Origin of the sequence: Nocardia stercoris (assembly GCF_003696265.1) — a bacterium.
GTDB classification, from domain to species: domain Bacteria; phylum Actinomycetota; class Actinomycetes; order Mycobacteriales; family Mycobacteriaceae; genus Nocardia; species Nocardia stercoris.
Genome location: NZ_RFFH01000001.1, coordinates 643,666 through 666,247 on the forward strand (window position 1 = coordinate 643,666; position 22,582 = coordinate 666,247).

A 22,582-nucleotide genomic window follows, 5' to 3' on the forward strand; every position below is an offset into this window, starting at 1 on the left:
TCATATGGTCTATCGCGTGACCTGGCGCTGCTGCCCGGCCTGGCGGCCGGACGCGGGCCGCACCCGGTGCACCCGTGCGGTCTTCACCGCCTTCATGTCCTCGTGGAACACGTACCCGAGGGTGTTCTGCTTGGCCTGGTACATGGCCGAATCCGCCGCCCGCAGCAGGTCGTACACCGAGTTCTCGGTGCCGCGGCCGTGCGAGCACGCGATGCCAATGCTGGCGGCGATGGTGACCTCGCCGACGCTGAGTTCGAACGGCTTGCTCAGCGCGGCCAGCAGCCGCTCGGCGAGTACCGCGGCCTCCTGGCGGCCGGCGCAGCCGAGCACCACGAACTCGTCGCCGCCGTAGCGCGCGGCGACGTCGTCGCGGCGGATTGTGCGACGGATCCGGGCGGCGGCATTGGCGATCAGTTCGTCGCCGACCGCGTGGCCGTGGTTGTCGTTGATCGACTTGAAGCCGTCGAGATCGATGAACAACAGGCACAACGGCTTACCTGCCCAGCGCTCCCGGTTGCGCGCGGGCATCCGCAGCAGCGCCGACCGGTTCACCAGACCGGTGAGCATGTCGTGGTCGGCCTGGTACTGGGCCCGCCGTTCACTGCGGGAGCTGCGCGCGATGGCGCGCTCACCGCGGACCAGCACGCCGATGAGCAGCAGCGCCAGCAGCACCGACACCACGATGCGGTCCTGGGCGGCGAGTCCGGACCCGAAGGTGGGGATGAGCGAGGCCACCACCAGGATCACGGCGATGGCGCTGGCCCGCTTGCGGGACTGATCGGGCCGGACGCGATGCGGTTCGCCCACGGTACGCATGGTCGGGTGCAGGGCGGCGAGCCCGATCAGCAGGTACGACAGCATCAGCGGGGCTTCCAGCAGCCGGTTGGTCGTCGGGTTGCCGACGCCGATGAGCTCGAGCTGGTGTGCCACGTCGACCACGACCAAGGTGAGCAGCCCGGTGTGGATCAGCCGCAGCGACTGCTCGGACCGGGTGCAGGTGATGATCGAATGCACCGTCACCGTCAGCAGCCCGGCGTCGAGCAGGGGATAGGCGATGACCGTCGTGAGGTCGCCGCCGGTCAGCTCCGGGCGGTGCAGCATCGGGGAGATCATGAAGGTCCACGCGGCCAGCACCGCGCCCAGGCCGAGCAGGCCGGAGTCGAGCAGCAGATCGCGGTCGTGGGCGTGCCGGCGGGGTGCCAGCCACAAGCATGCGGCGACCAGGACGGTCGCGTAACCGGCGAGCAGCAGCGGAGTGCCCGAACCGAAACCGGGGGTGTCGGCCAGCACGACGCCGGTACAGAACAACACGGTCGAGGCGGCCAGCAGGTACCAGGGCATCGGCGCGGCCGGGTGGTGGCGATGCAGCCCGATGACGATCATCGCGGTGACGACGGCGGCCTCGGCCAGGCTGACGGCGATCGTCGGGATGGTGGCGGTGAACAGGGGCGCGAGAATGCAGATCAGCAGGATGAGCGCGAGCGGACCCCACCATTGCCGGTGGATGCCGCGACCGGTTCCAGCGCCTTCGTTCGCCGGTGCGTTGCTGTGCGTCATCAGCCCCCCTCGTACGATCCGTCCCCGCTACCTCGCTGCCCCGGGCGGCCCCGGGACGTTCCGCCGCGCGGCGGGCCTACCGCCGGCGCCGGCACCTCGATCCGCCGGGACCGAGGGGTGGAGCATGTACTGACCGTCCGGTACGCGGTCGGAAGTTCCGCGTGAAATGTCTGGACGTCTGACCTGATCATGACACGACGAAGGCCCCCTTGTCGCGTCGATGTGATCACAAAGGGGAAACTCGTAGCGTAAAACGCCGGGCGTTCGCCATGTGGCGAATCGAAGATGTCGATCTCCGAGGCCGGACCGGATGCACCCGCCGGTGGTACGCAGGCGGTTCCCGCGTGCTGGTGGAACCTCGGCATCTCGGGTCCTTCCGTCCGTCCCGCCCCAGTGTCGCACTTAAAAGGTGATCTTTGCTTCAAAATATCCGGCTGGGTGCGGAATGGGAAGATCCGGATTCGAGAACACTCGTGTACGACACGCACTCTGATCAGAGTCGGCCCGCTTAACATCGGTTTCCGGGCTCGCGTCGCAGCAGCCCGATCTACCCGACGACGAAGGGTGGCCGGAAGTGATTCTCAGCGCAGGGGCGAGCCTCCGGTTGGACGCCGCTCCCGTCGATTATGTCTTAGTTGCCCTCTATTTCGTGTTCGTACTGGGAATCGGATGGATGGCCCGTTCCGGAGTCTCGTCGAGCATCGATTTCTTCCTGTCCGGCCGGTCACTGCCCGCCTGGGTGACCGGACTGGCGTTCATCTCCGCCAACCTGGGCGCGGTCGAGATCATGGGGATGTCCGCCAACGGCGCCCAGTACGGGCTGCCCACCGTCCACTACTTCTGGATCGGCGCGATACCGGCCATGGTGTTCCTGGGCGTGGTGATGATGCCGTTCTACTACGGCTCGAAGGTCCGCAGCGTGCCCGAGTTCATGCGGCGTCGCTACGGTACCGGCGCCCACCTGGTCATCTCGGTGAGTTTCGCGGTGGCCCAGGTGCTGATCGCGGGCGTCAACCTGTTCCTGCTCGGGTCGATCGTGCGGGTCCTGCTGGGCTGGCCGCTGTGGATCTCGACCGTGCTCGCCGCGGTCATCGTGCTCAGCTACATCACGCTCGGCGGGCTGTCGGCCGCGATCTACAACGAGGTGCTGCAGTTCTTCGTCATCGTGGCCGCCCTGCTGCCGTTGACGCTGGTGGCGCTGCATCGGGTCGGCGGGGTCAGCGGACTGAAGTCGCGGATCGGCGCGCTGCCCGGTGGCTCGGATCAGATCCATTCCTGGCCGGCCACCCAGCTCACCGGCTTCTCGAACAACGTCCTGTCGGTGATCGGGATCGTCTTCGGGCTCGGGTTCGTGCTGTCGTTCGGATACTGGACCACCAACTTCGTCGAGGTGCAGCGCGCGCTGGCCTCGGCGGACATGTCCTCGGCCCGGCGCACGCCGATCATCGGTGCCTTCCCGAAGATGTTCGTCCCGTTCATCGTGATCCTGCCGGGCATGATGGCCGGCGTGCTGGTCCCGCAGATCGCCGACTACAAGGCGACCGGGCACGGTGACGCCGACTACAACCAGGCCCTGCTGTACCTGATGCACGACCTGCTGCCCAACGGCCTGCTCGGGGTCGCGCTGGCCGGTCTGCTGGCGGCGTTCATGGCCGGGATGGCCGCCAACATCTCCGCGTTCAACACCGTGTTCGGGTTCGACCTGTGGCAGCAGTACGTGGTCACCGACCGCCCCGACGGCTACTACGTGCAGGTCGGACGGTGGGCCACGGTCGGTGCGACCGTGCTGGCGATCGGCACCTCGACCTTCGCGGCGAGCTTCCCCAACATCCTCGACTACCTGCAGGCGCTGTTCTCGTTCTTCAACGCGCCGCTGTTCGCGACCTTCCTGGTCGGGATGTTCTGGCGTCGCGCGACGGCGACCGCCGGCTGGGTGGGGCTGGTCATCGGAACCGGCTGCGCCATCGTGATTTTCGTGCTGTACAAGTCGAATGTCATCCACCTGTCCGGCCAAGGTTCGAGCTTTCTGGCCGCCGGGGTGGCATTCGTGGTGGACGTGGTGCTGACAGTGCTGGTCAGCCTGCGCACCACGCCGAAGCCGGACGCCGAGCTGGTGGGGTTGACCTACGCCGACACCCCGCGCGAGCAGCTGCGGGATCCGGCGGAGGCGTCGCGCCCCTGGTACCAGCGGACGGCGCCGCTGGCGCTGCTGGCGCTGGCGCTGGTGATCCTGCTCAACGTCGTGGTCGGCTGAGTCCGGAAAGGTCGTGGGACATCATGCTTTTCGATATCCGAACCGTGGTTGCGGCCCTGCTGGGCTGTTACGGGGTGGTGTTGGTCGCCGCCGGGCTGTCCCACCGCAGGGCGGCGGACCTGGCCCCCGCCGGCGGCTGGAATATGAACTTGTGGGCGGGAATCGGCATGCTGGTGGTCGCGGCCGTGCTGCTGTTGTGGATGCGGTTGCGGCCGGTGCGTCCCGCCGACACCGAATCCGGGGAATAGCCGCGGCGGTGGTGGAATTGCCCGCTTCGGTCAATTCCAGCCACCGGCTGGGATTATTCGCCGATTTCCATCTCCTGCAGCGGCTTTCGCAGCAGTTTCCCGGTGGCGTTGCGCGGGAGTTCGTCGAGGAAAACAACTTCGCGCGGGACCTTGTAGCGCGCAAGATTCGTCTTCACGAACTCCTTGATCTCCTCGGCGTCGCGCTTGGAGTCCGGTCCCGGAACGACGAAGGCCCGCAGCCGCTTTCCGAAATCGCGGTCGTCGACGCCGATCACGGCCGCCTCGAGCACGTCGTGCCGATTCGCGATCAGGAATTCGACCTCCTGCGGGAAAACGTTCTCTCCACCGGAGACGATCATGTCGTCGTCGCGGCCGTCGACGAACAGCAGACCCCGGCTGTCGAAATGTCCGACGTCACCGGAGGACATGAATCCGTCGATGGTCTCCTTGGTGCGGCCGTCGGTGTAGGCCTTGAAACCGTGCGGGTTGTCGATGAAGATCGTCCCCGGCACATTCGGGGCGGTAATCTCCTGGCGGTTCTCGTCGTAGAGCCGGATCCGGATGCCCACTGGAGGTTTGCCGGCGGTGTCGGGCGCCAGACGCAGATCCTCGGGAGTCGCGACCGAGATGACGGCGCACTCGGTGGAGCCGTACACGTTGTAGAGCGAGTTGTTCAGGTGGTCGAGCGCACGGGTGACCACGTCGCCCGGAATGGCGGAGCCGGCCGCGAAGATGACCTTCAGCGACGAAACGTCGTAGCGGCCGAGGGTTTCGGTGGGCAGGTCGAGAATCCGCTGCAACATGGTGGGTACGACGACCAGTGCCTCGGCGCGGTACCGCTCGATGTTGGCCAGGGTCTGTTCCGGGTCGAAACGCCGCTGCTGGAAGATCATCCGGTTGCCCAGCGCCAGCCCGACACCGAACTGGGACAGGCCGGTGGCGTGGAAGATCGGCGCCGCGACGACCATGGTGCTGTTGCGCGGCAACGGAATCCGGTCCACCAACTGCGCGGTGATGAAGGGGCTGACCTTCTCCCGGGGCGCGCCCTTGGGGGTGCCCGTCGTGCCGGAGGTCAGAATCACCATGCCGCCGGGCTTCTGCGGTGCCGCCAGCTGGTCGGGGGAGCGGCCCGCCGCGATCGAATCCAGGGTCGGAATCGACGGATCGACATTGTCGGACTCGTCGACCCAGGTCAGGATGCGCGGAATCTCGGCCGGGATGGCGCTCATGAGTTCGACGAATTCGCTGTCGTGCAGGACGGCCTTGATCTTCTCGCGGGCCGCCACATCGGCGAACTGCGGCTTGGCGAACCCGGTGTTCATCAGCACGGCGCGGACGCCGAGCTTGCCCAGCGCCGACAGCGCGAGCACGGTGCCGCGGTGGTCGCGGGCGAGCAGGGCGACGACGTCACCCTCGCGCAGGCCGTGGGCGGCCAGGCCGCGCGCCACCTGGTTCGAGAGGGCCTCGACCTCACCGAAGGTGAGCTGGCCGCGCTCGTCGACCAGGGCCGGGTTGTCCGGACGGGTCTGGGCGGTGTGCATGACGATGCCGGCGAACGGGCCGAACCGCGACACGTTGACGAACGACATCGCGGCGTGGTCGAGGCGCAGCGGATCGAACAGGCCGGCCCGCCGCATCGCGTTGGTCGAGAGTGCAAGATCGCTGATTTTGCGTACAGCCGTGCTCAACATAGGAACAAACCTTCCCCGCGCCCGCCCGTGGGGCGGGCAGATCGCCACTTCGAGATCCAATGCGGTCGACACCCTAGCAAGGTGTGTGCGCGCCCGGAATGTGCCGGACGCCGGACTCTCCGACTGCTCCTGGACCGATTATGACCCAGATCACGGGGGTGCCGTGGTACCGCTGTGGCACAGCGGATCTTCGTGATCGGATCGACTCCGCTGCGGCGGTTGCCGCCGGTTCTTACTCTGGAGTAAGATCTACTTTACTCAGAAGTAAGATGGGATCGGTTCCGTCCACCCTGGAGAAGACTGGTGACAATGAGCACTCGAGACAGCGCGACGAAGCGACGTCCGGATTCGGCCGTGGGCCTGAACCCGGTCAAGCGGGACTGGATGGGTGCGGCGATGCGCGCTCTCAGCACGGTCACCGGCTCCGAGCTGGCCGGGAAGTACAAGCTGCGCGAGCCCATCAACCGGGTCACCTACGAGGCCACCAAGACCGGCTTCCGCACCCTCGGCGCCGCCAACCGCGTGTTCGCCAAGGCCACCGGTGGCGACAAGCCGAAGCGCCTGCCGGCCAACGAGACCGCGCACAAGGACTACTTCGACCTCACCCCCACCGACGAACAGCAGATGATCGTCGAGACGGTGCGCGACTTCGCCGCCGAGATCCTGCGCCCGGCCGCGCACGCCGCCGACAGCGCCGCGGCCGCCCCCGCCGACCTGGTCGCCCGGGCCGCCGAACTCGGCATCACCCTGATCAACGTCCCCGAGGAGCTCGACGGCGCCGCCTCCGAGCGCGGCGCGGTCACCAACTCCCTGGTCGCCGAGGCCCTCGCGCACGGCGACATGGGCCTGGCGCTGCCGATCCTCGCGCCCAACGGTGTCGCGGTCGCGCTGTCGCAGTGGGGTACCGACGCCCAGCAGCGCACCTACCTCACCGCCTACGCGGGCGAGAACGTCCCGCAGTCCTCGGTCGTGATCAGCGAGCCGCGCGCGCTGTTCGACCCGTTCGCCCTGCAGGCCAAGGCCACCCGCACCCCGGGCGGTTTCCGGATCTCCGGCGTGAAGAGCCTGGTCCCGGCCGCCGCCGACGCCGAACTGTTCGTCGTCGCCGCCGAACTCGAGGGCCGTCCCGCGCTGTTCCTGATCGAGTCCGCCACCGAGGGCCTGCACGTGGAGGCCGACCCGAGCATGGGTCTGCGCGCCGCCGGCCTGGGCCGCCTGGTCCTGGAGAACGTGGCCGTGCCGGAAGCCGGCCTGCTCGGCGACGGTGACGCCACCCAGCGCGCCGAGGAGTACGCCGACGCCGTGCGGCTGGCCCGCCTGGGCTGGGCCTCGCTGGCGGTCGGCACCGGCCAGGCCGTGCTGGACTACGTGATCCCGTACGTGAAGGAGCGCGAGGCGTTCGGTGAGCCGATCGCCCACCGCCAGGCGGTCGCCTTCATGGTCGCGAACATGGCCATCGAACTCGACGGTCTGCGGCTGATCACCCTGCGCGGCGCTTCGCGGGCCGAGCAGGGCCTGAGCTTCGCCCGGGAAGCCGCGCTGGCCAAGAAGTTCGCCACCGACAAGGGCATGCAGATCGGCCTGGACGGTGTGCAGCTGCTCGGCGGCCACGGCTTCACCAAGGAACACCCGGTCGAGCGCTGGTACCGCGACCTGCGGGCCATCGGCGTCGGCGAGGGCGTGGTGCTCGTCTAGCGCGAGCCGCCCACCAGCCAACTATCGCCTGACCAACCCGATGGAGCAGATTCCGTGATCAACCTCGAACTCCCCAAGAAGCTGAAGGCCAGCGCCAACCAGGCCCACCAGGTCGCCGCGGAGATCTTCCGCCCGATCTCGCGCAAGTACGACCTCGCCGAGCACGAGTACCCGGTCGAACTCGACACCATGGCCGCCATGATCGAGGGCCTGTCCGATTCCGGCGCCCAGCAGGTCTCCGGCGCCACCGGCGACCGCCAGTCCGGTGACGCGCACGCCACCGAGCTGCTCGGAAACACCAACGGCGGCAACATGGCCGCGATGATGAACTCGCTCGAGACCTCGTGGGGCGACGTCGGCCTGATGCTGACCATCCCCTACCAGGGCCTGGGCAACGCCGCCATCGCCGCGGTCGCCACCGACGAGCAGCTGGAGCGGTTCGGCAAGGTGTGGGCCGCCATGGCCATCACCGAGCCGTCGTTCGGTTCCGACTCCGCCGCCGTGTCCACCACCGCCGTCCTCGACGGTGACGAGTGGGTGCTCAACGGCACCAAGATCTTCGTCACCACCGGCGAGCGCTCCACCCACATCGTGGTGTGGGCGACGGTCGACAAGTCGAAGGGCCGCGCCGCCATCAAGTCCTTCGTCGTGCCGCGCGACGCTCCGGGCCTGACCGTGGCCCGCCTCGAGCACAAGCTCGGCATCAAGGCCTCCGACACCGCCGAACTGCGCCTCGAGGACTGCCGCATCCCGGCCGACAACATCCTCGGCAGCCCGGAAGTGAACGTGGAGAAGGGTTTCGCTGGGGTCATGCAGACCTTCGACAACACCCGCCCCCTGGTGGCCGCCATGGCCATCGGCGTCGGCCGCGCCGCCCTCGAGGAGCTGCGCTCGGTGCTGAAGGACGCCGGCATCGAGCCGTCCTACGACATCCCCGCCAACAACCAGCCGGCCGCCGCCGCGGAATTCCTCCGCATGGAGTCCGATTGGGAGGCAGCGTATCTGCTGGCCCTGCGCGCCACCTGGATGGCCGACAACAAGAAGCCGAACTCGCTCGAGGCCTCGATGTCCAAGGCGAAGGCCGGCCGCACCGGCACCGACGTAACCCTGAAGGCCGTGGAAATCGCCGGCCCCCTGGGCTATTCGGAGCGCACCCTGCTGGAGAAGTGGGCCCGCGACTCGAAGATCCTCGACATCTTCGAAGGCACCCAGCAGATCCAGCAGCTCATCGTGGCCCGGCGGGTGCTGGGGCTGGGGAGCGACAAGCTGAAGTAACAAGCAGCACAACGAAATTCCGGCGCGGGTCCGCAGGGGGCCCGCGCCGGTTTCGTGTCCGCATCCTTCCGACTGTGATGGCGAGATCGTGAGCGGGGCCGTGGCCAGGCCGCCGGCGACTGCGCGAGGCGGGACAGTGGAGAAGCGTCAGCGGCCCGCGGGGCGGGTTTTGATGGCGTCTTGGGAGATGTAGACGTCGTACTCGCCGGGGGTGGCGATGACGGCGTTGCCGTAGGCGGAGCGGACGAAAGGCTTTGTCCACCAACTGCCGTCGTGCATGTCGTGGAAGAAGTCGCCGTCGCCGCCGTTGACGAAGATCTGTGGGCTGGTCACGGGGGAGCCGTCCTCGCGCTCGCCGAACAGCCGGGTCACCTTGTAACCGGAGTGGACGCCGAGCACGTTGACCCAGTGGCTCAGTTCGACGATGTCGGCCTGCAGCACCCACATGTCGCCCTCGACCTGGTAGGTGCGGCGCGACGCGGTCTTGCCGTCGCCGTCGTAGAGCGTCAGCTCGACACTCATCATGTGGGGTGCGTTGCTCAACGGTGACGCGACGATATGGGCGGCCTTCACCTCCCCAGTCAGACCGAGATAGGTCTGGATCAGCGCGGTGATCCCGAACAGCACGACGGCGAGGATGAGCACCAGCACGCCACTTGCCCCGCGTCCCAATCGAATTCGCGGCCGCACCCGCCACCGGCGCAACCTGCGCAGACCTCCCGCCGCTTCCCCCTCGAGCGCCGCGATCGGCCGCAGGTCGACCACCGCCGACACCAGCAGTGCCGCCGCGATCAGTCCGACCACGACCAGCAACGCCTGCGCCAGCCCGAACTGCACCGGGTACCCCATAGGTGTAGTTGTACAGCGGCGGACCGCCGTGGGCCACACATCGTCGACAAAGCGGGCTCGCGCCGAATCTCGTTCGTACTGTGCAAAATTGCGTTCGCTACCGCGCGTCTCGTGCGACACGCAGTCCAGAGGGCTTGGCAGCGAGGCGATTTCGAACCGAACGCCAGTAACCCGGCGTTAGCGTCGTCGGGTTCACACCTCGTATTAGGAGTGCTCTGCGTATGTTCGAGTTCAAGTTTTCGACCGCCGGTCACGGCACGGAAGTCGCCGCCCACTGGACGCTGGTGCCGGCCGAGTCCGGCTTCGCCACCGCGGACCTGGAGGTCACCGGAACCATCGGCGCGGCCGTCGGCGGTTCCGCCATCCTGTTCGACCACGACCTGTTCGAGCGCAGTGAGGGCGTGGACGGGGTGATCGCGGCGGCGCGGGAGGGACAGACCGTGCCGTTCGCGTATCGCCGCAGGGTCGAATGCGCGGTCGATCCCGAATCCGACCGGCTCAGCATCGTCTTCGGGCCGCGTACCCTGCGCCTGCACGACAGCGTGTCCGGCGACTCGGTCCGGTTCGACCTGTCCGAAGCGCTGTACGCACACACCGCGAGCGAACTGGGCGCGGCCGGATCCTGAGCGGCGGATGTAGTGATGCGGGCCGTGGTCCGCGGCCCGCATCGCGAGGGACCGAATCGTGACCTTCGTTCACGGCACGGTCTCCCGCTGGTTTCCTTCCTGTCGGTAGCGCACGTCATAACCTTGGGACACAATGGATCTCGAATCGATACCCGAAGGCGACCTCCTCCCGTGGACATCTCTGTCGTGGTGCCGGCGCGTGTGCCGGGCACCGTAGCGTTCCGGCTTCCGGGCCCACTGTCGTGACGGCCTTGGCCGCGCTGTGCTGCGCGTTGGCGGCAGCGTGTGTACTGATCTGGGTGATCGTGTCGCTGCCGGGACGCGGCGCGCAATCGGATCGAATCCGCGGTGGCGCCGGTCAGCCGGTGCCGTCGGTGCGCGACGACGTCTGGCCCGGACCGCTCAATCACTGTGCGCCCGAACGGCAATTGACCGTCGCCGAGGCGCACCGGTTCATGCAACTGCACCGGGAGTGCGATCGCACCCTCTGCGCGCGCAAGGGCGCGGCCTGGCGCACCCTGGTCGCCGCCAAACGGATCGCGCCGGACGTCAGCCGGATCCAGTAGCGGGTGGGCGTGCCGGTGGCGTTACCGTTGCCGCGTGACTGTCTACTCCGGTGACCTCGAACTCGCCCTGCGGCTGGCCGACGAGGCCGACGCGATCACCCGTGCCCGCTTCGGCGCGCTCGACCTCCAGGTGGACAGCAAACCAGATCTGACTCCGGTTTCCGACGCCGATCTGGCCGTGGAGCGGGCGTTGCGCGCGGTGCTCACCCAGGAGCGCCCGCAGGATCCGGTGCTCGGTGAGGAGTTCGGTGGCGACGCCGAATTCGCCGGCCGCCAGTGGGTGATCGATCCGATCGACGGTACGAAGAACTTCGTGCGCGGCGTCCCGGTGTGGTCGACCCTGATCGCGCTGCTGTCGGACGGTGTTCCGGTGGTCGGCGTGGTGAGCGCGCCCGCGCTGGACCGGCGCTGGTGGGCCGCGGCGGGGGCGGGGGCGTGGACCCGTTTCGGCGCGCAGGAGCCGCGCCGCGCCTCGGTGTCGAAGGTGGGCGACCTGGGGTCGGCCAGTCTCGCGATCTCCAGCCTGTCCGGCTGGCGCGATCTTGGCCTGCGCAACCAGCTGATCGGGCTCACCGACGAGGTGTGGCGCACACGGGGTTACGGCGATTTCTTCGGTTACTGCCTGCTCGCCGAGGGCGCGGTGGACATCGCGAGCGAACCCGAGGTATCGCTGTGGGACCTGGCGCCCCTGGACATCCTGGTCCGGGAGGCGGGTGGCACGTTCACGGATCTGACCGGGCGGTCCGGCCCGCACGGCGGTAGCGCGGTCGCGACGAACGGCTTGCTGCACGACGAAGTGCTGTCCCGGCTGCGCTGACCGCGCCCGGGAGATGCGAAGGCCGGCCGGGCGCATCCACCCGACCGGCCGAATTCGACATCAGCTCAACGAGACCCAGACCGAGCCCAGGCTGAGCGGCGGCAAGCCGTTGCCGCCACAGCTGGTCGGCGCGGTGCCGGAGCCGGCCTCGGCCGAACCGTTGAGGGTCAGTCCGACGACGCCGTTGAGGATGTTCACGGCGGTGCCGAGTTGAATCGAGCCGAGGTCCCAGCCCGGGAACAGCACTCCGCAGGTGCCGATGTCGTGCGCCTGAGCGACCGGCACCTCGTCGGCCTGCGCCGGTGCGGCGGCCAGGACGATTGCTGCCAGCGCGGGCAGGAGGGCAAGAAGGCGGAACTTCTTCATGAGTTTTCGGGGACCCTTCGAATTCCGGTGATCAGCTGAGCGAGACCCAGGCGGAGCCCAGGTTCACCGGCGGAACGAGCCCACCGCAGGACGGCTGAGCGCCGGAACCGACATTGAACGGACCCAGTTCCAGGTACTGGGCCCCGTTGCCGAGGTCGGTGCCGATGCCGATGAGGCCGGAGCCCACGCTGGCGGCGCAGGTCGCGATGTCGGCGGCCGGAGCGTTGTCGGTCGTGGTCGCGGCCTCGGCCGGCGCGGAAAACACGGCCAGCGCGGCGAATCCGGCCAGCGCCGTGGGAATCAGGGGCTTCATGACTGAACCTCTCGGTAGGGAACGGGTGCTCAGGCGAGCGCGATGAACGCGGAGCCGAGGTTGAGCGGCGGAACCGGGAACAGGGGGCAGCTCGGGGCGGCGCCCGTGCCGACCGCGATCGAGCCGAGGCTCAGCACCGGGCTGCCGTTGTTCAGGGTCGAACCGAAGTTGGCCGAGCCGACGGTGCACAGCAGGTCGATGTCCTGGGCCTGGACCGGCGCGGCGGCCGCGGGGGCCTGGTCGAGGGCGAGGGGTGCGGCTTCGGCAGGGGCGGAGAAGAGGGCAACAGCGGCGAATCCGACGAGAGTGGCCGGCATCAAGGACTTCATGGAAGACACCTAACTTTCAAAAGCGCAGTGGCCGAAGGGTAACGGGGCCGACCCATATTTGAAGCATCTTTGTTCCAAATTCCCGGCGCATGACCCGAAGATGACGCCGGGCCAACGACGACAGCGGCCCGAGCTGCAAGCTCGGGCCGCTGTCGGGATGTTCGTATCCGGTCTCAGATGAAGGAGACGTACACCGAACCCAGGGGGAGCGGGGGCAGGAGGTAGCAGTCGGGACGGCTGCTGCCGACGTCGACCGAGCCGAGGTAGATGTGGCCGTTGGAGAACAGGAAGCCGCTGTAGATGCCGACGCCCGTGGAACCGAGGTTCAGGTCACACTCGCCGATGTCCTGCGCCTGCACCGGCGTCTGGGCCGCGGCGGCGTCGGTGTCGACCTGGGTGAGCTGCAGCGTGTCGGCCTGAGCCGGTCCGGCAGCGGCGAGCGCGAGCGCGGCGAAGCCGGCGGCAGCGATCGGGGCGAGCGGTTTCATAAAGCCGAGGCCTTTCTTCGGAAGTGCACTAACGCCCGAACGATAGCGGATACCCGGAAGATGCGAAGCGTATTCATTTCATTTCGCTCCGGCGCCGGTCCGCATCGTGGTAGTGCCGGTCGGCGGCCCGGGCCGTGCACAGTACTACCGCGGGGAACCGGTAGATTGGATGATCGTGCATCCTGACGTATCCGCAGATCTCGCCGAACTCGACCAGACCCTGAAGACGGTCGAGGCCGTGCTCGATGTCGAGGAGCTGGCCCGCCGGATCGACGAGCTGGAACACCAGGCCGCCGACCCCGAGCTGTGGAACGACCAGGACCACGCCCAGCAGGTCACCAGCGAGCTCTCCCACGCCCAGGGTGAGCTGCGGCGAGTCAACGAACTCCGCCAGCGGCTCGAGGACCTGCCGGTGCTCTACGAGCTCGCCGAGGACGAAGAGGGCGACGCCCGCGCCGCCGCCATCGCCGACGCCGACGCCGAACGCACCGCGCTGCACGCCGACGTCGAGGCACTCGAGGTCCGCACCCTGCTGTCCGGCGAATACGACAAGCGCGAGGCCCTGGTCAACATCCGTTCCGGCGCCGGCGGCGTGGACGCCGCCGACTGGGCGCAGATGCTGATGCGCATGTACATCCGCTGGGCCGAGCGGCACAAGTACGCCGTCGAGATCTACGACACCTCCTATGCGGAGGAGGCGGGTATCAAGAGCGCCACCTTCGCCGTGAAGACCCCTTACGCCTACGGCACCCTCTCGGTCGAGATGGGCACCCACCGGCTGGTGCGGATCAGCCCGTTCGACAACCAGGGCCGCCGCCAGACCTCGTTCGCCGAGGTCGAGGTGCTGCCCGTGGTCGAGACCACCGACCACATCGACATTCCCGAGGGCGACATCCGGGTGGACGTCTACCGTTCCTCGGGTCCGGGTGGCCAGAGCGTCAACACCACCGACTCCGCGGTCCGGCTGACCCACATCCCGACCGGTGTCGTCGTCACCTGTCAGAACGAGAAGTCGCAGCTGCAGAACAAGATCTCGGCGATGCGCGTGCTGCAGGCCAAGCTGCTCGAGCGCAAGCGGCAGGAGGAGCGGGCCCAGATGGACGCCCTCAAGACCAACGAGGGCGCGTCCTGGGGCAACCAGATGCGGTCCTACGTGCTGCATCCGTACCAGATGGTCAAGGATCTGCGCACCGCCTACGAGGTCAACAACCCGTCAGCGGTCCTCGACGGCGACATCGACGCGTTCATCGAGGCCGGGATCCGCTGGCGCATGAAGGGTGACGACGAGTAGGTGCCACTACGGCCCAAACGAGTCATATCCGTTCGCTATCAAAGGGTTTGCAGTGTGCGGTGCACCCGGTAGGCTGCCCGGGTCAGCGTCTCGGCACGGGCTGGCGCCCGTGCTCGTAGGCGGGAGAGGATGAGATGGTGACCGAAACCCTGGCCGCTGGGGCCGGATCCGACTTCTCTCTCTGGATGCGCGGCAGCGGACTCGAGATCGTCCTGCTCGTCGTCGGCGCGGTGCTCTTCAGCCGCCTCGCGCAATACGTGCGCGACTGGTTGACCGGCCGCATCGACGCGAGCTTCGAATCCAGTGACTCGCTGGTGCGCACCGAGGCCGCCAAACACCGGCACGCCCTCGCCCAGGTCGTCACCTGGGTGGTGTTGTCGCTGGTCTACTTCCTGGTCGGGCTCGAAGTGCTCAAGCGGATGGGCTTCCAGCTCAGCGGACTCGTGGCGCCCGCCGCGGTGCTCGGCGCCGCGATCGGTTTCGGCGCGCAACGCATCGTGCAGGACCTGCTCGCGGGATTCTTCCTGATCACCGAGCGGCAGTACGGTTTCGGTGACGTGGTGCGGATCTCGGTGGGCGGCCAGTCCGAGCCCGCCGAGGGCACCGTCGAGGATGTGACCTTGCGCATCACCACCGTTCGCAACGCCGACGGTTCGGTGATCACCGTGCCCAACGGGCAGATCGTCAAGGTCACCAACCTGTCCAAGGACTGGGCGCGCGCGGCCATCGACATCCCGGTGAAGGCCACCGCCGACCTCACCAAGATCTACGACGTGCTGCGCGCGGTGGGTACCAAGGCTTTCCAGGACCGCACCCTGAAATCGCTGCTGCTGGACGAGCCGTCGGTGATGGGCGTCGAGGACCTCACCGTCGACCAGATGAACATCCGCATGGTCGCCCGGACATTGCCGGGCAAGCAATTCGAAGTGAGCCGGGAACTGCGCGCGCGGGTCGCCGCCGCCCTGCGCCGCGAGGGTCTCGGAACTGTGTCCGGAGGACCGAGTGAAGCTCAGTAAGTCGACCGCGTTCCTGATCGCCCTGTGGATCGCGACGTTCGTGCTCTATGTATTCGTCAAGCCCTCGCAGGCCCAGCCCGCCGGGTACGTGCCGATCAAGGACACGATCCCGGGTCTGGTGACGTCCGCAACGATGACGCACTGACGCCGGGCGGGTAGCCACAAGCTATTACCTGGCTAGACTGATTCCCCGTGATCACCCTGCGGAACGTCACCAAGTCCTACAAGACGTCCACGCGACCTGCCCTGGACAATGTGTCGGTCGATATCGACAAGGGCGAATTCGTGTTCGTCATCGGGCCGTCCGGCTCCGGCAAATCGACGTTCATGCGGTTGCTGTTGAAGGACGAGCGGCCCACCAGCGGTGAGGTCACGGTCGCCGGATTCCGGGTCGACCGCCTGCGCGGTGGCCAGGTCCCGAAGTTACGCCAGCGAATCGGCTGCGTATTCCAGGACTTCCGGCTGCTGCAGCAGAAGACGGTGGAACAGAACGTCGCGTTCGCGCTGGAAGTGATCGGCAAGAATCGCAAGTTCATCGACCGCGCGGTGCCCGAGGCGCTGGACCTGGTCGGCCTGTCCGGCAAGGCCGACCGGTTGCCGAGCGAGCTGTCCGGTGGTGAGCAGCAGCGGGTGGCCATCGCCCGCGCGTTCGTGAACCGGCCGCTGGTGCTGATCGCCGACGAGCCGACCGGAAACCTCGACCCCGAGACCACTCAGGACATCATGCTGCTGCTCGAACGCGTCAACCGGACCGGAGCCACCGTGCTCATGGCCACCCACGACCACAACATCGTGGACACGATGCGGCGGCGGGTGATCGAGCTGGACCGCGGCCGTGTGCTGCGCGACGACGAGACCGGCGTGTACGGGGTGGGTCGCTGATGCGGATCGGATTCCTCTTCACCGAGATCTACACCGGTTTCCGGCGCAACGTCACCATGACGCTGGCAACCGTGCTGACCACCATGGTCTCGCTGATCATGTTCGGTGGCGGCATGCTGGCCGTGCAGATGACCCAGCACACCGAGAGCGTGTTCCTGGGCCGGCTCGAGGTGCGCCTGTTCCTCGACCCCGAGGTCTCCGCCAACGACCCCGACTGCACGCTGGACCCCTGCAAGAGCCTGATGGCGGACCTGAACCGGCAGCCCGGCGTCACCAGCGTCCAGTTCACCGACAGCGCCGCCGCCAAGAAGGAGGCCACCGAGGTCACGTTCAAGGATCAGCCGGAGACGGCGAAAATGATCCAGAACACCGACTTCCCGGCCTCGCTGCGGGTCAAGACCACCGACCCCGGCCAATACCCGAAACTGCTGCAGAACTATTCGAGTCGCCCCGGGGTGATCCAGGTCCACAGCGACCAGGAATTCGTCGATCGTCTGGTCAGCATGTTCGACGGCCTTCGCAACGCCGCCTTCGGTCTGGCCGCGCTGATGGCCCTGGGCTCATTGTTGTTGATCGCCAATATGGTCCAGGTAGCCGCCCTCTCCCGCAAGGAAGAGGTGGAAATCATGCGCATGGTCGGCGCCACCCGCTGGTACACCCAACTCCCGTTCCTCTTGGAAGTCCTGATCGGCGCGATAGCCGGCTCGGTCTTCGCCGCCCTCACCCTGTTCGCCGCCCGCCCGTTGATCATCAACCCGGTCCTGAATGCCGCGGTAGGCAGCGGCGTAATCCCCAGCCTCAGCAACGGGGACGTGGCGGTAACCGGAATCTGGATGATCGCAGTAGGCGTAGTTTTCGCCGGCGCAATCGGTTACGGAAGTCTGCGCTACTACGTGCGCGACTGAGCTGAAGTTGCCGAGGGATTCGAATCCCTCGGCAACTCGTTGCGCGGTATTCGACTCAGTACACGCTGATTCCGCCGAGCGCCGCCGGTATCGCCGCGCTTCCGCTCGGGGTGCACGGCATGCCGTTGGTCGTAGCAGAGCCCAAATGGCATCCGCCGGGAAGCTGATCGGCGAGAACGACAGAGCCCAGTGGTATCTGGACACCGAGCGCCACTACCTCGTCGAGGACGGTACTGCCGGTAGCGCACGGCACCAGAACGCTGAAGGTCGTCGGCCCCGATATGCACGTCGGGTACGTGGCTGCGACCGGGTCGGCGCTCGCGGTTCCGGAGAGCGCGGCAGTGCTCAACGCGGCACCGGTCAGCACGCCGAGCGCTGCGCGGGTGTAGATATTTCTCATGGCGGCAACGGTAATTCGGTTCGGCTGGACTGCCAGGCCCCCAAAATGGGGGCGCCGCGCTCTGCTACCCGCCCGGAGTCACCAGCTGACCTGGAACGTCGCTGGGCTACGTCAGCGGGCCGACGCTGATGCCGGCCAGGATGCCGAGGGTTGCGGGGCATATGCGGGTCGGGTCATGTCCGGGACGGTAGTTCGATTCGAGCTCACTGCCATGCCCCCAAAAGTCGGGGCCCCTGTGCGGCTGTGGTGCGCGGGGGTGGATCTGTCGGCGGGGGTCCGTAGGATGACGAGGGTGAATTCCCCGCAGCCGCCTGTGACCGAAGCATCGGAGTCGTCCGAGGCGCGGGCTGTGCTACGGAAGGTGTTCGGGTACGACAGTTTCCGGGGGTTGCAGGGCGAGATCGTCGAGCAGGTGATCGGTGGTGGCGATGCGCTGGTGCTGATGCCCACCGGTGGCGGCAAGTCGCTGTGCTATCAGATTCCGGCGCTGGTGCGGCCGGGGGTCGGGGTGGTGATCTCGCCGCTGATCGCCCTGATGCAGGACCAGGTCGACGCGCTCAATGCGCTCGGGGTGCGCGCGGGGTTCCTGAACTCCACTCAGTTCGCTGATCAGCGGCGGGAAGTGGAGCGGCAGTTCCTCGCCGGGGAGCTCGATGTGCTCTACCTCGCCCCGGAACGGTTCCGCCTGGAGCAGACCCAGCAGCTGCTCGACCGCGCCAAGGTGTCGCTGTTCGCCATCGACGAGGCGCACTGTGTGGCCCAATGGGGTCACGATTTCCGGCCCGACTATCTGGGCCTGTCGATCCTGCACGAACGCTGGCCCGAGGTGCCGCGGATCGCGTTGACGGCGACGGCCACCGAGGCGACCCGTAAGGAGATCGCCGAGCGGCTCGATCTGGTCGGCGCGAAACACTTTGTCGCCGGGTTCGACCGGCCCAACATCCAGTACCGGATCGAGCCCAAGAACCGGCCCGAGCAGCAACTGCTGTCCTTCATCCAGAACGAGCACGCCGGTGACGCGGGCATCGTCTACTGCCTGTCCCGCAATTCGGTGGAGAAGGCCGCGGAATTCCTGTCCCGCAACGGAATCGACGCCCTGCCGTACCACGCCGGGCTCGATGTCCGGGTCCGCGCCGCCAACCAGGCCCGGTTCCTGCGCGAGGACGGCCTGGTCATGGTCGCCACCATCGCGTTCGGGATGGGCATCGACAAGCCGGATGTGCGGTTCGTCGCCCACCTCGACCTGCCCAAATCCGTCGAGGGCTACTACCAGGAGACCGGCCGCGCCGGGCGCGACGGCCGCCCGTCCACCGCGTGGATGGTGTACGGCCTCAGCGACGTGGTGCAGCAGCGCAAGCTGATCGACCTCTCCGACGGCGACGCCGCCCACCGCCGCCAGCTGCAACTGCACCTCGACGCCATGCTCGCGCTGTGTGAAACGGTGCAGTGCAGGCGAACTCAACTCCTGGCCTACTTCGGTCAGACCGGGGAACCGTGCGGCAACTGCGACACCTGCCTGACCCCACCCGAGTCCTGGGACGGCACGGTCGCCGCGCAGAAGGTGCTGTCCACAGTCCTGCGCTTGAAGCGGGAACGCGGCCAGAGCTACGGCTCCGGGCACATCGTCGACATCCTGCTCGGCAAGTCGAATCCGAAGGTGGTGCAGCACAACCACTCCGAGCTCAAGGTGTTCGGCATCGGCACCGAACTACGAGATGTGGAGTGGCGCGGCGTCATTCGTCAGCTGCTCGCGCAGGGCCTGCTCGCGGTCCACGGCGACTACGGCGTCCTGACGCTCACCGAGGCCAGCGACGAGGTGCTGTTCAAGGGCCGCACCGTCGCGATGCGGCGCGAGCCGGAGCGGGTGAAGGTGGCGAAGGCGTCCCGGTCCACCCGTGCGGCGAAGGCGGCGGCCGATCTGACGCCCGGCGACGCGGGCCTGTTCGAGCAGCTCCGGGCCTGGCGTGCCGGGGTGGCGAAGGAGAGCGGCGTGCCCGCGTACGTCGTGTTCCACGACGCGACGCTGCGCGAGATCGCGGCCCGCAAGCCCGCCGACCTGCGCGCATTGGGCACGATCAGCGGGGTGGGCGAGGGCAAGCTCGCCAAGTACGGTGCCGGAGTGCTGGAGGTCGTCGGCGGATCTGGCAGTGAGCAGCCGGCCGCACCGGCCGCGCCCGCTCGCGCTTCGGCCCCCTCCGGCCGACGGCCCGCCGAGCCGGCCGCGGCGGCCGCGGCGCCCGTCGAAACTTGGCCCGACGACGTGCCCCCGGACTGGGACTTCGAGCCGCCGCCGGACGAAATGTACTGAGCGGAAACCGTTTCCGCGCCCCAGCGTGTTGTCATGGGCCGGAACCGCCACACCGATTCGTCAGCAGCGCGCAGACGACGCCCGCGGCGGTGCGCTGCTGAAGGGTGGCGAGGAAACCGAGACGGCGGCACATCCCGCGACCGGGTGCGCAGCTCAGGCGACTCGAATCAGGCCACCACAGGATCCTGGATGCGTCGACCAGTGCGAACGGGTTCGATCGTGCGCAGTCTGGCGCGAGCGCGGGTTCACGCCTACCGTCGACGTGTGTGCAAGGACATGTCGATCGCCCGTGAGTCCGTAACGCCCGCACCCGTCTCGCGGGCGCGGGGACAGCAACTGCGCGATCTCGCCACATTGCGCCGGGTCCGGGACCGGATCGACCGCGAGTACGCGCAGCCGCTGAACGTCGAGGAACTGGCCCGCGACGCGCACATGTCCTCCGGTCACCTGAGCCGCCAGTTCCGCCAGGCCTACGGCGAGTCCCCGTACAGCTATCTGATGACCCGGCGGATCGAGCGGGCCATGGCCCTGCTGAGGCGCGGCGATCTCAGTGTCACCGAGGTCTGTTTCACGGTCGGCTGTTCCTCGCTCGGCACGTTCAGCACCCGGTTCACCGAACTGGTCGGTGTCCCGCCGAGCGTCTACCGCGACCAGGCGGCCGGCGACACCGAGGGCCTGCCCGCCTGTACCGCCAAGCAGGTCACCCGGCCGATCCGCCGCTGACCCGACCGGACCACGCCGATCCGGGATCGCACCCCGGCCGTCCGGTTTCGGGTTAGCGTGGAGTCATGGACGGCAACGTGCCCCAGCCGGCAGCGGCCGGAGACGTGCCCCACCCGATGTCGGGCCCGGTCCCGCCGAGTCGCGCCTATGTCGCGGCGCTGCCGAAGTGGCTGCGCCCGCATCCCCGTCCACACGGCCGTCCGCGGGTCACCACCGTCGCCCTGATCCTGTTCTGGATCGCCGTCCTGTTGCTCTATCTGCAGGTCAAGCCGTAGTGCCGGGAGGCAGGCTCACCGCCGAGGACCGCCGGCAGATCGCCGGGGGCCTGGCGGCAGGGCTCGGCTACGCCGAGATCGGCCGCCGCCTGAATCGGCCCGCGTCCACGATCATGCGGGAGGTGACCCGCAACGGCGGTCTCGGCAACTACGCTCCGGACCGGGCCGAGGCGGCTACCCACGATCGTGCGCGCCGGACCAAATCCGCGCCGACCGCCGAACCGCACCTGCCCGACAGCCGCCACGACCCCACCGCGGTGCGGGAGATCGTCGAATCATTCACCGATCTGCTTGTGCGACAGGGACTGCCGAAGATGGAAGCCCGGGTGCTGGCCTGCCTGCAGGTCACCGACTCCGGCGCGCTCACCGCCGGCGAACTGGTCCAGCGGCTCGGGGTCAGCCCCGCGTCGATCTCTACCGCTGTCGGCTACCTCGAGAATCTGGGCCTGCTCCGCCGTGAGCGGCTGCCGGGGGAGCGGCGCGAACACTACGTGGTCGACGAGGAGATCTGGCTCCGGAACGTGCTCACCACCTTGCGACTGAACAACGCGCTGATGGCGTCGGCGCGCCGCGCGGCGGGGACCCTGGGCCGCACCACGCCGGCCGGTGCGCGATTCGAGTCGTCCGCCGAACTGCTCGCACTGGTCGGCGAGGCTATCGGCCGGGCCGTGGAACAGTGGAAGCAACAGATGTCCGCCGACGACGCCGAGCCCGAGGCGCAGTAGTCCGGCGATTCGCAGCCGCCGTCGCCGGGCCCGCACCGGCGCTTGCCGATCCGGCGTCGGGGCACGCGGGCTAGCGTTGGCTCCGAACCCGCAATTCACGTGGAGGCGTTATGAAATTCCCGTCGCTCGGGCGCTCGCTGAGTCTGCTGGAGCCGTGGCCGGCGTGGGTGGACCGCCGTCGCGGCAACTACCCGATCGAGGGCCGCCGCATCCTGATCACCGGCGGTTCGTCCGGGATCGGCAGCGCCGCCGCACAGCGCCTGGCCGCGCTCGGTGCCGAGGTGGTGGTCGTGGCCCGCCGGGCCGCCGAACTCGACGAGGTCTGTGCCCGGATCATCGAATCCGGCGGCAAGGCGGAGGCGCTGGTCTGTGACCTCACCGATGCCGGACAGGTCGACGAGCTGGTGGCCCGGGTCGGCGCGCAGTGGGGTGGCGTCGACGTGCTGGTCAACAATGCCGGCCGGTCCATCCGCCGTCCCGTCGTCGATTCGCTGGACCGCTTCCACGATTTCGAGCGCGTGATGGCGGTCAACTATTTCGGACCGGTGCGCCTGACCAACGGGCTGTTGCCGCTCATGGTGCAGCAAGGTCACGGGCACATCGTGAATGTCGGCACCTGGGGAGTCCCGGCCGGGATCATGCCCAAGTTCGCGGCCTACCACGCGTCGAAGGCCGCCCTCACCGCCTACGGCCGCAGCCTGGCCGCGGAGACCGCCGACCTGGGCATCTCCGTCACCGCGGTCCACTTTCCGCTGGTCCGCACCCCGATGATCGAGCCCACCACCGACTTCCGGGAAAGCCCGGCGCTGCGTCCCGATCGCGCGGCCGAATGGATCGTGGACGCGATCCGGACCCGCCCGGTCGCCGTGCAGCCGCGTTACGTCACCCTGCTCGGCCTGATCGAGGCGGTCGCCCCGGCCCGCGTGGCGTCTTTGCTCATGGACGCCAGCTAGCGGCAGGTCGCCCGACGTGATTCATCGCGC

25 protein-coding genes are annotated in these 22,582 nt (G+C 68.1%); 17 read left to right on the forward strand and 8 right to left on the reverse strand.

The annotated features are described in order from the left end of the window. Positions 1 to 9: 9 nt before the first annotated feature. Positions 10 to 1,557, reverse strand: coding sequence for a GGDEF domain-containing protein (locus EBN03_RS02715; protein ID WP_122186196.1), 1,548 nt, complete (start codon positions 1,555 to 1,557; stop codon positions 10 to 12). Positions 1,558 to 2,131: 574 nt separating this feature from the next. Here EBN03_RS02715 and EBN03_RS02720 point away from each other — a divergent pair. Continuing rightward, entirely contained in the window at positions 2,132 to 3,811 is a 1,680-nt protein-coding gene (locus tag EBN03_RS02720) for a sodium:solute symporter family protein (RefSeq protein ID WP_233608073.1), read from the forward strand. Between the two features lie 23 nt (positions 3,812 to 3,834). Further along, the gene (locus EBN03_RS02725) at positions 3,835 to 4,059 is read left to right on the forward strand and encodes a hypothetical protein (protein ID WP_122186197.1); all 225 of its coding nucleotides are present in this window, start codon (positions 3,835 to 3,837) and stop codon (positions 4,057 to 4,059) included. Positions 4,060 to 4,112: 53 nt separating this feature from the next. Here the strand turns inward: EBN03_RS02725 and EBN03_RS02730 are convergent, their stop codons facing one another. Further along, positions 4,113 to 5,750 carry an acyl-CoA synthetase gene (locus EBN03_RS02730; RefSeq protein ID WP_122186198.1) on the reverse strand — a complete coding sequence of 546 codons (1,638 nt, stop codon included), beginning with the start codon at positions 5,748 to 5,750 and terminating at the stop codon, positions 4,113 to 4,115. Positions 5,751 to 6,059: 309 nt separating this feature from the next. Between EBN03_RS02730 and EBN03_RS02735 the strand changes: the two genes are divergently transcribed. Together EBN03_RS02735 and EBN03_RS02740 are read left to right on the forward strand one after the other, a co-directional pair. Next, positions 6,060 to 7,445 carry an acyl-CoA dehydrogenase family protein gene (locus EBN03_RS02735; RefSeq protein WP_122186199.1) on the forward strand — a complete coding sequence of 462 codons (1,386 nt, stop codon included), beginning with the start codon at positions 6,060 to 6,062 and terminating at the stop codon, positions 7,443 to 7,445. Positions 7,446 to 7,499: 54 nt separating this feature from the next. Next, a complete protein-coding gene (locus tag EBN03_RS02740) occupies positions 7,500 to 8,720 on the forward strand; it encodes an acyl-CoA dehydrogenase family protein (RefSeq protein ID WP_122186200.1) in 1,221 nt (406 codons plus the stop codon). Positions 8,721 to 8,867: 147 nt separating this feature from the next. Here EBN03_RS02740 and EBN03_RS02745 read toward each other — a convergent pair whose 3' ends face one another. Then, the gene (locus tag EBN03_RS02745; RefSeq protein ID WP_122186201.1) at positions 8,868 to 9,569 is read right to left on the reverse strand and encodes a hypothetical protein; all 702 of its coding nucleotides are present in this window, start codon (positions 9,567 to 9,569) and stop codon (positions 8,868 to 8,870) included. A 221-nt stretch (positions 9,570 to 9,790) separates the two neighbouring features. Here EBN03_RS02745 and EBN03_RS02750 point away from each other — a divergent pair, with 221 nt between their 5' ends. From EBN03_RS02750 to hisN, 3 genes are all read left to right on the forward strand, one after another. Continuing rightward, the gene (locus EBN03_RS02750) at positions 9,791 to 10,195 is read left to right on the forward strand and encodes a hypothetical protein (RefSeq protein ID WP_122186202.1); all 405 of its coding nucleotides are present in this window, start codon (positions 9,791 to 9,793) and stop codon (positions 10,193 to 10,195) included. Positions 10,196 to 10,437: 242 nt separating this feature from the next. Further along, a complete protein-coding gene (locus tag EBN03_RS02755; RefSeq protein ID WP_122186203.1) occupies positions 10,438 to 10,761 on the forward strand; it encodes a hypothetical protein in 324 nt (107 codons plus the stop codon). A 34-nt stretch (positions 10,762 to 10,795) separates the two neighbouring features. Further along, the gene (hisN, locus tag EBN03_RS02760; RefSeq protein WP_122186204.1) at positions 10,796 to 11,578 is read left to right on the forward strand and encodes a histidinol-phosphatase; all 783 of its coding nucleotides are present in this window, start codon (positions 10,796 to 10,798) and stop codon (positions 11,576 to 11,578) included. A gap of 60 nt (positions 11,579 to 11,638) precedes the next feature. Here the strand turns inward: hisN and EBN03_RS02765 are convergent, their stop codons facing one another. From EBN03_RS02765 to EBN03_RS02780, 4 genes are all read right to left on the reverse strand, one after another. After that, a complete protein-coding gene (locus EBN03_RS02765) occupies positions 11,639 to 11,944 on the reverse strand; it encodes a hypothetical protein (protein ID WP_122186205.1) in 306 nt (101 codons plus the stop codon). 31 nt (positions 11,945 to 11,975) lie between these two features. Continuing rightward, a complete protein-coding gene (locus EBN03_RS02770) occupies positions 11,976 to 12,257 on the reverse strand; it encodes a hypothetical protein (protein WP_122186206.1) in 282 nt (93 codons plus the stop codon). Between the two features lie 29 nt (positions 12,258 to 12,286). Next, positions 12,287 to 12,586, reverse strand: coding sequence for a hypothetical protein (locus EBN03_RS02775; RefSeq protein WP_122186207.1), 300 nt, complete (start codon positions 12,584 to 12,586; stop codon positions 12,287 to 12,289). A 173-nt stretch (positions 12,587 to 12,759) separates the two neighbouring features. Next, the gene (locus tag EBN03_RS02780) at positions 12,760 to 13,074 is read right to left on the reverse strand and encodes a hypothetical protein (protein ID WP_122186208.1); all 315 of its coding nucleotides are present in this window, start codon (positions 13,072 to 13,074) and stop codon (positions 12,760 to 12,762) included. 175 nt (positions 13,075 to 13,249) lie between these two features. Here EBN03_RS02780 and prfB point away from each other — a divergent pair, with 175 nt between their 5' ends. The 5 genes from prfB to ftsX all read left to right on the forward strand — a co-directional run bounded on the left by prfB (position 13,250) and on the right by ftsX (position 17,168). Further along, positions 13,250 to 14,365 carry a peptide chain release factor 2 gene (gene prfB, locus EBN03_RS02785; protein WP_122186767.1) on the forward strand — a complete coding sequence of 372 codons (1,116 nt, stop codon included), beginning with the start codon at positions 13,250 to 13,252 and terminating at the stop codon, positions 14,363 to 14,365. Positions 14,366 to 14,499: 134 nt separating this feature from the next. After that, entirely contained in the window at positions 14,500 to 15,381 is an 882-nt protein-coding gene (locus EBN03_RS02790) for a mechanosensitive ion channel family protein (RefSeq protein ID WP_122186209.1), read from the forward strand. Further along, positions 15,368 to 15,526, forward strand: a complete 159-nt coding sequence (locus EBN03_RS33980; protein WP_158675512.1) for a hypothetical protein — start codon at positions 15,368 to 15,370, stop codon at positions 15,524 to 15,526. The genes EBN03_RS02790 and EBN03_RS33980 overlap by 14 nt, the downstream gene beginning before the upstream one ends. Positions 15,527 to 15,573: 47 nt before the next feature. Continuing rightward, positions 15,574 to 16,263 carry a cell division ATP-binding protein FtsE gene (gene ftsE, locus EBN03_RS02795; protein ID WP_122186210.1) on the forward strand — a complete coding sequence of 230 codons (690 nt, stop codon included), beginning with the start codon at positions 15,574 to 15,576 and terminating at the stop codon, positions 16,261 to 16,263. Further along, complete coding sequence (ftsX, locus tag EBN03_RS02800; protein ID WP_122186211.1) at positions 16,263 to 17,168, forward strand: permease-like cell division protein FtsX; 906 nt, start codon at positions 16,263 to 16,265, stop codon at positions 17,166 to 17,168. The genes ftsE and ftsX overlap by 1 nt, the downstream gene beginning before the upstream one ends. Positions 17,169 to 17,223: 55 nt before the next feature. Here the strand turns inward: ftsX and EBN03_RS02805 are convergent, their stop codons facing one another. Beyond that, positions 17,224 to 17,568, reverse strand: a complete 345-nt coding sequence (locus EBN03_RS02805) for a hypothetical protein (RefSeq protein ID WP_122186212.1) — start codon at positions 17,566 to 17,568, stop codon at positions 17,224 to 17,226. Positions 17,569 to 17,860: 292 nt separating this feature from the next. Here EBN03_RS02805 and recQ point away from each other — a divergent pair, with 292 nt between their 5' ends. The 5 genes from recQ to EBN03_RS02830 all read left to right on the forward strand — a co-directional run bounded on the left by recQ (position 17,861) and on the right by EBN03_RS02830 (position 22,552). Next, on the forward strand, positions 17,861 to 19,876 hold the full coding sequence (gene recQ, locus EBN03_RS02810) for a DNA helicase RecQ (protein ID WP_233608074.1): 2,016 nt from the start codon (positions 17,861 to 17,863) through the stop codon (positions 19,874 to 19,876). Positions 19,877 to 20,152: 276 nt separating this feature from the next. Continuing rightward, positions 20,153 to 20,599 (forward strand): helix-turn-helix transcriptional regulator, encoded by a 447-nt coding sequence (locus EBN03_RS02815; protein ID WP_122186214.1) that lies wholly within the window; start codon positions 20,153 to 20,155, stop codon positions 20,597 to 20,599. Between the two features lie 65 nt (positions 20,600 to 20,664). Further along, positions 20,665 to 20,874, forward strand: coding sequence for a hypothetical protein (locus EBN03_RS02820; protein WP_122186215.1), 210 nt, complete (start codon positions 20,665 to 20,667; stop codon positions 20,872 to 20,874). Then, entirely contained in the window at positions 20,874 to 21,599 is a 726-nt protein-coding gene (locus EBN03_RS02825; RefSeq protein WP_122186216.1) for a GbsR/MarR family transcriptional regulator, read from the forward strand. Before EBN03_RS02820 ends, EBN03_RS02825 begins: the two co-directional genes overlap by 1 nt. Before the next feature lie 110 nt (positions 21,600 to 21,709). Then, on the forward strand, positions 21,710 to 22,552 hold the full coding sequence (locus EBN03_RS02830; RefSeq protein ID WP_122186217.1) for an SDR family oxidoreductase: 843 nt from the start codon (positions 21,710 to 21,712) through the stop codon (positions 22,550 to 22,552). Positions 22,553 to 22,582 lie beyond the last annotated feature (30 nt).

Bases quoted from the DNA above. Each gene is read 5' to 3' on its own strand.
- EBN03_RS02715 (WP_122186196.1), bottom strand. From the start codon at position 1,557: ATGACGCACAGCAACGCACCGGCGAACGAAGGCGCTGGAACCGGTCGC.
- EBN03_RS02725 (WP_122186197.1), top strand. From the start codon at position 3,835: ATGCTTTTCGATATCCGAACCGTGGTTGCGGCCCTGCTGGGCTGTTAC.
- EBN03_RS02730 (WP_122186198.1), bottom strand. From the start codon at position 5,750: ATGTTGAGCACGGCTGTACGCAAAATCAGCGATCTTGCACTCTCGACC.
- EBN03_RS02735 (WP_122186199.1), top strand. From the start codon at position 6,060: ATGAGCACTCGAGACAGCGCGACGAAGCGACGTCCGGATTCGGCCGTG.
- EBN03_RS02745 (WP_122186201.1), bottom strand. From the start codon at position 9,569: ATGGGGTACCCGGTGCAGTTCGGGCTGGCGCAGGCGTTGCTGGTCGTG.
- EBN03_RS02750 (WP_122186202.1), top strand. From the start codon at position 9,791: ATGTTCGAGTTCAAGTTTTCGACCGCCGGTCACGGCACGGAAGTCGCC.
- EBN03_RS02765 (WP_122186205.1), bottom strand. From the start codon at position 11,944: ATGAAGAAGTTCCGCCTTCTTGCCCTCCTGCCCGCGCTGGCAGCAATC.
- EBN03_RS02770 (WP_122186206.1), bottom strand. From the start codon at position 12,257: ATGAAGCCCCTGATTCCCACGGCGCTGGCCGGATTCGCCGCGCTGGCC.
- EBN03_RS02775 (WP_122186207.1), bottom strand. From the start codon at position 12,586: ATGAAGTCCTTGATGCCGGCCACTCTCGTCGGATTCGCCGCTGTTGCC.
- EBN03_RS02780 (WP_122186208.1), bottom strand. From the start codon at position 13,074: ATGAAACCGCTCGCCCCGATCGCTGCCGCCGGCTTCGCCGCGCTCGCG.
- EBN03_RS02790 (WP_122186209.1), top strand. From the start codon at position 14,500: ATGGTGACCGAAACCCTGGCCGCTGGGGCCGGATCCGACTTCTCTCTC.
- ftsX (WP_122186211.1), top strand. From the start codon at position 16,263: ATGCGGATCGGATTCCTCTTCACCGAGATCTACACCGGTTTCCGGCGC.
- EBN03_RS02805 (WP_122186212.1), bottom strand. From the start codon at position 17,568: ATGAGAAATATCTACACCCGCGCAGCGCTCGGCGTGCTGACCGGTGCC.
- EBN03_RS02815 (WP_122186214.1), top strand. From the start codon at position 20,153: ATGTCGATCGCCCGTGAGTCCGTAACGCCCGCACCCGTCTCGCGGGCG.
- EBN03_RS02820 (WP_122186215.1), top strand. From the start codon at position 20,665: ATGGACGGCAACGTGCCCCAGCCGGCAGCGGCCGGAGACGTGCCCCAC.
- EBN03_RS02830 (WP_122186217.1), top strand. From the start codon at position 21,710: ATGAAATTCCCGTCGCTCGGGCGCTCGCTGAGTCTGCTGGAGCCGTGG.